Origin of the sequence: Bradyrhizobium sp. Mp27, assembly GCF_029953005.1 — a bacterium.
Classification (GTDB): Bacteria; Pseudomonadota; Alphaproteobacteria; order Rhizobiales; family Xanthobacteraceae; genus Bradyrhizobium; species Bradyrhizobium barranii.
The window spans coordinates 1-7,530 of sequence record NZ_JASAUS010000241.1 but is presented as its reverse complement, the minus strand read 5'-3'; the positions used below and the strand labels follow the sequence as shown (position 1 = coordinate 7,530).

General features: G+C 59.3%; 3 protein-coding genes and 3 pseudogenes. 3 read left to right on the top strand and 3 right to left on the bottom strand.

Going from position 1 to position 7,530, the window contains the following annotated elements; genetic code table 11:
- Window positions 1-2,402: 2,402 nt before the first annotated feature.
- From QJT78_RS46575 to QJT78_RS46565, 3 genes and pseudogenes are all read left to right on the top strand, one after another.
- Window positions 2,403-3,060: pseudogene (locus QJT78_RS46575) on the top strand (IS6 family transposase).
- A 249-nt stretch (window positions 3,061-3,309) separates the two neighbouring features.
- On the top strand, window positions 3,310-3,897 hold the full coding sequence (locus tag QJT78_RS46570) for a GNAT family N-acetyltransferase (protein ID WP_063629895.1): 588 nt from the start codon (window positions 3,310-3,312) through the stop codon (window positions 3,895-3,897).
- Between the two features lie 286 nt (window positions 3,898-4,183).
- Window positions 4,184-4,366: pseudogene (locus tag QJT78_RS46565) on the top strand (IS6 family transposase); the annotation flags it as partial.
- Between the two features lie 235 nt (window positions 4,367-4,601).
- On the opposite strand, the gene QJT78_RS46560 reads toward QJT78_RS46565, so the two are convergent.
- The 3 genes and pseudogenes from QJT78_RS46560 to QJT78_RS46550 all read right to left on the bottom strand — a co-directional run.
- On the bottom strand, window positions 4,602-4,772 hold the full coding sequence (locus QJT78_RS46560) for a hypothetical protein (protein WP_018648285.1): 171 nt from the start codon (window positions 4,770-4,772) through the stop codon (window positions 4,602-4,604).
- A gap of 56 nt (window positions 4,773-4,828) precedes the next feature.
- Window positions 4,829-6,574, bottom strand: a complete 1,746-nt coding sequence (locus QJT78_RS46555) for an NEL-type E3 ubiquitin ligase domain-containing protein (RefSeq protein ID WP_026312873.1) — start codon at window positions 6,572-6,574, stop codon at window positions 4,829-4,831.
- Window positions 6,575-6,991: 417 nt separating this feature from the next.
- Window positions 6,992-7,232: pseudogene (locus tag QJT78_RS46550) on the bottom strand (transposase domain-containing protein); the annotation flags it as partial.
- Window positions 7,233-7,530 lie beyond the last annotated feature (298 nt).

Here is a 7,530-nt window from a genome sequence, read left to right as displayed (position 1 = left end):
CGTCACCGGTGAGCGACAGCACGCCTCAAGCACCTTGCGATCTTTCCTCGAAAGGTGGACTTCTCTTGCTTCGGGTATCATCCCGACCTTGAATCACGACTCACGTTCCAATAAAAGTGGGTACTAGTGAACTCAATCGATACGGCCCTCATCAGAAGTTCCTTCACCCCGATGTTATGGGGCATCACGTGCTAACCGATGTCCGCCCTGCACTGAGCCCTGATGCCACATTCATGCCAAAGGCCCCTGTTGTTTGCGGACGCTTGTCACTTGCGTTCGCCAAACGACGTCCGGGTATAAACCCCTTGCTGAGCAGATCGACAATCTCGATGTCCTAAGAACAAATGGCCGTCGGCATCACGTCTGATAAGTCCGACCGCTGAGGGCGGAGACGCCAAGCCAACGCGACCTTATTGCTTGAAGCCTAGTTTCATGTTGCCTCAGAGTAAGCTGACGACCACGGCGCTCGTGGCGACACGCGAGAAGGCAACCTTCAGCACCCCCCCTGGAAAAGCGATCCGAGATGTTCGTCCGCGAACCAAGCAAGGGACGTGTCGATGAAAATCGCAGCTGCTCTGCGTCTTCTACGAATGTTTGTAGCGTCGGAAGTCAGACATTGTTTCAGAGCTGACAATCGACTCTGTTAAAGTTCTGACAACACGCTGCGCAAGAAGGGGTGGCATCCCGGTCCATAGTCCAAATATTGTCATCAGAACTTTAGCGATGATCAGAGCTACAGCTGTGATGCAACGGGCAGCGTGACCGTTTCCGTATATGGTAAGAACGACCGGAGCGCAGGGGACTGCGCTCCCATTTTCATGGGGCATCTTTTTCCAAGGCACCACGTCAGGAGTGTATTGTCGCTCTGTCAGTGGCGAGAACACTTCCGCTGGTTCTGGCGACAGCGACGTTCGGCGCCGGTGCGCTCGTATCCATAACCGACGCTACATTGAACGCGCGCCGAACCAGACGGCTGCAGACCGCAGCATTTCTCACCTGAGCGTAGGCACGGATCGCACAGCTGTCCCTGTGCTGCGGTCTATGGTGGCAAAGAAAGAAGGAGCAGACTGCAATCAATCCTACGACGAATACGGGACGCGACATTTCCCCTCCTCATTTAAGGACAGCGGCAGTCCATCTACCATCTGTGAAATCAATCGTCCGCTCGACCGCGAGCCCCCCGGCTCCCTTGTGCGGAGAGCTCGCTCTATTTTTCGACATCGGGTATTCGACAATACCTGACACTACCGGAGCGCCGTCGCTTCCGTCGCGCGGCACAAGGGCTCGATCCTGCACGCCGACTTTCCTATACGGTGCTATTACAAAGTGGCGGCCGTGTCTCAGAGGTTCTGGCGCTCACAGCTGCTGCTGTTGAACTGAAAAGCGGAAGCGTAGCGCTTCTGACCCTCAAGCGTCGAAAGAGTGACGTGGTACGACAAATTTCCCTACCGCTGAAACCCGGCCGAGGCGCGAATGGAGTTTCCGGAGTTGGCTGAGGTGTGGGCCACGATCTTTCCTGCCGTAGAGAAGGCGGCGGAGGAAGCGGAGCGAAAGTTGCGCGATTTCGTCGCTCAAGTCGGGTAGTAGAAATTTGCGGCGCTCACGCGCCGCCGAATTTTCAGACCGGGATGCCGAGCTTCTTCGCCTTGTCGCCCAGATTGTCCTGAATTCCCGCGCCCGGGACATGCATCACGCCAATCGGCAGCTCGTTGAGCATCGATTTCCGTTGTCAGGGTTGCAACGGCGTCAGTCGATGCCTCCGCGTCAGCCCTTCCAGCGATCTCTCCAGGTCGTCCCGACGCATCAGGACGGCGGCGTCCGTATCATTTACGGTTCGGTCGAGCTCTTGAGTTCGTGTTCGTAGCGCTCTGGACACAGCCGGGTCGGTGGCAATCAGCGGGAACACCTGACCCTGCGACCGGGCGATATCCTGACAGGCCATATTGAAGGCCCCTTCGGCTGAAGCGCGGCGATTCTTCGCGGCCTCCATTCCCGCGGCAGCTTCCTCGCAGCGAGCGCTCGCCGACTGGAACGCGCCAGCAGCAGCGGATTTCGCCTCCCACGCCTTGGCGAGGGTTTCGTGGGCCGTTCGACGACCTTCGTTAATCCGGGTCCGGTGACTCGCGGTCGCCCCACCGTCAAGAAGTTCAGCTCAGGCGAACGCTTCTCTACCAGTCGACGTTGTTTGGGTTGGGCCGCGCTCTGCGTCGATTTGCGACCGTGAATGCTCAAACGAGATGGCCGCGACCGCGCCGTCCGGCTCCGTTGCAGCGTCATTTCGAGCTCACCAGCCCGCTCACGCAGTGCACCGTACTTTTGCGCAACCGCTGAAAGTCTGTCGGCGCAGCCCACCGGGGCGGCGTCAATATGCCGTTTGGTTGTAGTTCCCGTTTCCCTTAAGCTTGCGCATAGTCGAGGAAATGCTGGAGGCGCGTGGCACTGTTGACCTATGAAGCCGTGCGCCAGTGGGGACCGAAATTCGGCAAGGCGTTCTCCGATCGGTCCGAGCGCGCTCCCGCTCGCGGTGACAAATGGCATCTGGACGAGATCGTTATCTCGATCGCGGGCGAACAACATTAGCTCTGGCGCGCTGTCGACCAGAATGGCTTCGTTCTCGACGTCTTGATCCAGCGCGGAAGAGACTCGCGCGCTGCGCAGCGGCTCAGGAAGAAGCTCTTGAAATCCGCCGGCACGCCGCCGCGCGTGATGATCACGGACAAGCTTCGTTCGTACGGCGCTGCGAGGGCAAAGACGGGCCTTTGGGTCGAACATCGCCAGCACAAAGTTCTCAACAATCGGGCCGAGAATTCTCATCAGCCGACGCGACGACGCGAGCGGATCATGATGCGTTTCAACTCCTCCAGGCCCACCGATTTCTGTCAGTTCACGATCAGGTCTCGAACCTTTTCCACATCCCCTATCCCGGAGCCCTGACTGCCGACTTCCGTCGTGCTTGGCACGAGCGAGCCTTTGCGACTTGGCGCGAGATCTCCATGACAAGCGCTATCGCCGAATCTCGAACCTTTGAGAAGCGCCTCCTTCAGCTCAGCGGTCGGTTAAGTTGACGATGCCGTCGCTCGACATTCAGTATGGCACAGGGATTGCAGTGATGAAAAAGCGCTCCGGAAGCTGAGCACGGCGAGCCGGTGCCGGGCGATGGATCTATTCTGAGTCGTTACGGAACATGACCATCAGCGGGCAGAACCCAGGTGCAGCCGGTCGATATCAGGAATCTGGTGATCGGCCACGTCTTCTTTATGTCGTGCCACGTAACTCTGACAGGTAGACAGAAAATTTGGAACCCACATTATGCCGGCGGAGTCGGATATCAAATGTGCGAATGCAAACATTCGAACAAGCACCGTCTGGACAATTGTGCTCGGCTTTGCCGCCGATCCATTGATGCGGTGGAGTTGGCCTGACGCAAGCCAATATCTTCGGAGCATGCCTCGGTTCGTTAACGCCTCTGGTGGACCAGCATTCGAGCACGGCACAGCATACGTCACGGAAGGGATCCGCGCCGCAGCCCTGTGGCTGCCGCCTGGCGTGCAGCAAGACGAGTCCGCGTTAGACGAAATAATGGCGCTGTCCCTGAACCCGGCGATCACCGAAGATATGGCGCTCCTGCGGCAGGAAATGGCCGAACATCATCCGTCCGAGCCGCATTGGTACCTGCCTCTCATCGCGGCCGATCCGAACTGGGTCGGACAAGGACTTGGCACATTGTTGATGAAATACGCTCTTCAACGATGCGATGAGCAGGGCATTACCGCCTATCTGGAAAGCTCGAATCCCGATCACATCCCCTTTTATCAAAGCCACGGCTTCGAGGTCATTGGCAAAATACAACATGGTTCTTCGCCGCCGCTCACGCCAATGTTGCGAGCAGCCAAATAAAGCGAAATTCAAAGCCTGTGTTCGCATTGGCTCACGAGGGCCACCTTTCAGCACTGCTTACGTATTGTCTGCGGCGGCGCTGATTATTTCGCCAGCAAGTATTGGGGCGACTCGGGCTCGCGGCGATGCTCCATGATGTCGGGAAGCTACCATTCCGCTGACGCTGTTCGACAAGCCGGGCCGTCTAAATGAGGAAGACAGCAGACTGATCGAGACACATCTGGTCGACGGCTTCGGAAGACTCTGGATGGCGTTAAGTTAACGAATTGGAGCCGCCGAGGGGGTGGTGACGACCAGCACGCCGACCGCCCGGACCCCTCTTTATCGCCGCCATCGCTTCCCACCGGAAGTAATCAGCTATGCCGCTTGGTTGTATTTCCGGCTTCCTCTCGAGCTTGCGCATGGTCGAGGACGTGCTGAAGTGCTGGCGGCGCGTGGCATTGGCGTGACCTATGAAATCGTGCGCCAGTAAGACGAAAACTTCGGCAATGCGTTCTCCGATGGATCCGCTCGCGCGCTCCCGCTCGTTCAAACGACTGAGAGCATGCACTTGACCGACCGCGACAATCGCGATGATCAAAGCCGGTTGTTGACGCGTCGATTTCGCTCGCCCGAGGACGAGTACGAAGCAAAGGCGGCGCGCGGTCACGACAGAATTCCGGCGGAGCATTCCGCAGCCCGGTAGAAGGCCCGGGCATCCCGTCTTACAAGGAATCGGCAATGAGGCTGCGCGCCGACCATTTCATGCTGCCGCACACCGTGCGATCTTCACGGCGGTAGATGCGTGCTGCCTCAACGGGCCGCGCCTCAGCCTCCTCGCTCGAGCGCCAATCGGCAATCGTCAGCTCAAAGATGATGTCGATTGCAGGATCCATCTTGAGGCAGCGCCACAGAGCAACGAAGAATATCCCCGCGGGACTGTTGGGAAGTCTTATTGTTCTAGGCCGCGCTCTGCGAGCAGCCGGTGCATGACCTCGCCTTTGATCTCGCCTGCGATTTGGTTTCGGACTTGGGCTCCGAGCACCCGCTCGGCATCGACGTCGCCCACCAGACCATGTTCGGCCAGTCGCTGATCCAGACGGCTTTGGAACTCTTCGCCCATGGCTTCGACGAGCCGGTCTTGCATCGCTGCATGTTCGTCTGGAGCGATGCGCCTCAGCACCGTCTCCCAGGGTTGCCAGCGGCTTGCCATGAAGTCGGTGAACTGGCTTGCTTCCCGCTCCCGGACCAGGTCGAGCGCCTCCGTCGCATCATCCTCGCTTACGTGAGAGACCGCCAGGAAGCGCATGTCAGGGGCGACGTGACTGAGCTCCAGCGGCTCGCGCAGCCGATGTTGATAGGCCAGGTAGACTTCGATGTCGTCTACGTTCGGGTTGCCGCTGGCGAGCGAGTTGATCCTGTCGCGCGCGATCTCGTCCAACGCCTCCAAGCGGAAGGCGACACGGCCGCGCTGGATCAGATCGCCAAGCCGATCGTCATATACCCCGTCCTCGACGTCAGCGTTGAGGCGCGCGGTCTGCATACCATTCCAGTGCAAGGTGACACGATCCTCGCAGCTCGCGTTGGCCTCGGACGCCTGCGCAAAGAACTGCTCGCGCAATGTCGGATTGGCGGCCGCCTGCTGCAGATCATCAGCCACTGCCTGCCGAAACTCGTCATTGCCGTAGTTCACGGTCTCTCGTAGCCTCTCCAGGAACTGCGCGTAGTCCTGGGCGCCTGGCTCATCCGCAAAGTGCTGCCATTTGGCCAGCGTCGCCGGGTCGTCTGCGAGCCATTGCGCGGCAGCCTCATATAGAGATTGCTGCGCAAGCTGCGGTGGCGCTTCAGCCGTCGCCAGATTAGCGAGGACGTCGTCCGGCAGCGGGTTATCCCCGAACTCGAGGTTCTCCAAATGCGGGTAGCTGAGACTAAGATTCGGTACACGCCCCTCAAGAAGATCCTCAGGCAGGCTGGTCAGCCGGTTACCGCTGAGATTGAGCGATTGGAGGGTGCTCGGAAGGGGGGCGGGGAGGTCGGCCAATTGATTGCTGCTGACATCGAGTTCAATGAGCCCCGATGGGAGGTAGTCGGGGAGGTCGGTCAGCTGATTGCCACTAACCGCGAGCGAGGTGAGCCTGCTCGGGAGAGCGTCCGGCAGGCTAGTTAGTCGGTTGTCGCTTGCGTTCAGGATCTCGAGCCCAGCCGGAAGGTTGGCCGGCAGACTGGTCAAGCTGTTATCGGCCACCTCCAGCCGAGAGAGGGTCGCCGGAAGAGCGTCCGGCAAACTGATCAACCGGTTATGGCTAATGAGAAGATGCTGAAGACCGGGTGGGAAGCTAGCGGGCAGGCTGCTTAGCTCGTTGTGCCTGGCGCGCAGTTCCAGCAATCTTGGCGGCAGGGCGGCGGGCAAAGCGGTCAGGGAGAGGGAGGACAAATCCAGCGAGTGCGAGCCAGTGTTGTCCGCCCCCCTAATTCGTGCGCGTCCCTGTCGCCGATTCTCGGCTTCGCCCTGCCCCTCTTCGGCCGCCCAGTTGTCCAGCAACTGCGCGCGCGCGGAGGCCGGGGTCCGATATCCTGTCATGGCTTCGAGCAAATCCGCCACGGCTCGGCTGAAGCCGCTGAGGTAACTTTCCTGCTCCCCCTCTTCAGAAGCGGCCGAGGAAGAACCTGCACTCCACTGAGCCTGTCCTGTGTTCATCAATATCTCCATCGCCAAAACAAGAATACCCCCGCTCCTCAAGGTCGCGAAGCAGGCCGGGTGTCATGATCATTGTTCACACGAGCCCAAACGCGCAAATGGATCGATACTGCTGCGAGGCTTCCTGCCATTTCGTTGACCAGATAAGTCCCGGAGGGCCGTCAACGTGGCAGCGTTCTGCCCTTAGCAGGCCTACCTGTCGATAAGCTGACGAATGTCGCTGCAGAACCCCGGGTCGCCGGTTGCCAGCGGTGACCGAAGCAAGCCCGGTTTGAGGTTGAACCGGTCAAGCTTCGCAAAGACCAGCTTGGCCCCCATTGCCTTGGCATGGGCACCGCCAGCGCTTACGCGTTCGGAGCGTCTGCCACTCTTCGTTGCCACGTACTCGGTCGAAGGGTAAGCGGCAAGCTGCGGCCGTCAGGCGGCGTGGTTCCATGGCATAAGCGCGTCGATTTCGCCGCTCGGCCAGCCGTTGGCGATACGCTGAGGCGTTAGGCTGAGCCAGGCGCACGGATCGACGTTATTCATCTTTGCTGTCTGCAGCAGTGTTGCGATGGTTCGCCCAGGTTCGTCCGCCGCCGTCGCTACCGGCAAAGAGGCTATTCTTTCTCGTAATTGTTTGTGGTCAGATGGCGCGTTCAACGATGTTGGAGTCGACGCTTCGAACAGATTGCTCGCGAAGCCATACCAGACCAGCATCGTCAGTGCGGTCCAAACGATCGCCGAGAGAAAGAACAGCTTGGGTCGGGGGAAAAACGAGAGGTCCGAGCATCTGTGGCCTCTTGGATTACAGGAGACCGTCGGGCATCGTCAACTTAATCGACCGCCGAGCCGAAGGAGGCGCTTAGAGCTGGCCCCGCAAATTCGGACAGTAGCTTGAGTGGATTTTCTGCCTGACAGCGGCGAGGATTCTTGCTGCGAATCAGGAGCGAAGATGACGAAGAAGAGCCGCCGGA

Excerpts from the sequence above, each read along its gene's own strand:
- QJT78_RS46570 (WP_063629895.1), top strand. The coding sequence starts at position 3,310 with ATGCCGGCGGAGTCGGATATCAAATGTGCGAATGCAAACATTCGAACA.
- QJT78_RS46560 (WP_018648285.1), bottom strand. The coding sequence starts at position 4,772 with ATGGATCCTGCAATCGACATCATCTTTGAGCTGACGATTGCCGATTGG.
- QJT78_RS46555 (WP_026312873.1), bottom strand. The coding sequence starts at position 6,574 with ATGAACACAGGACAGGCTCAGTGGAGTGCAGGTTCTTCCTCGGCCGCT.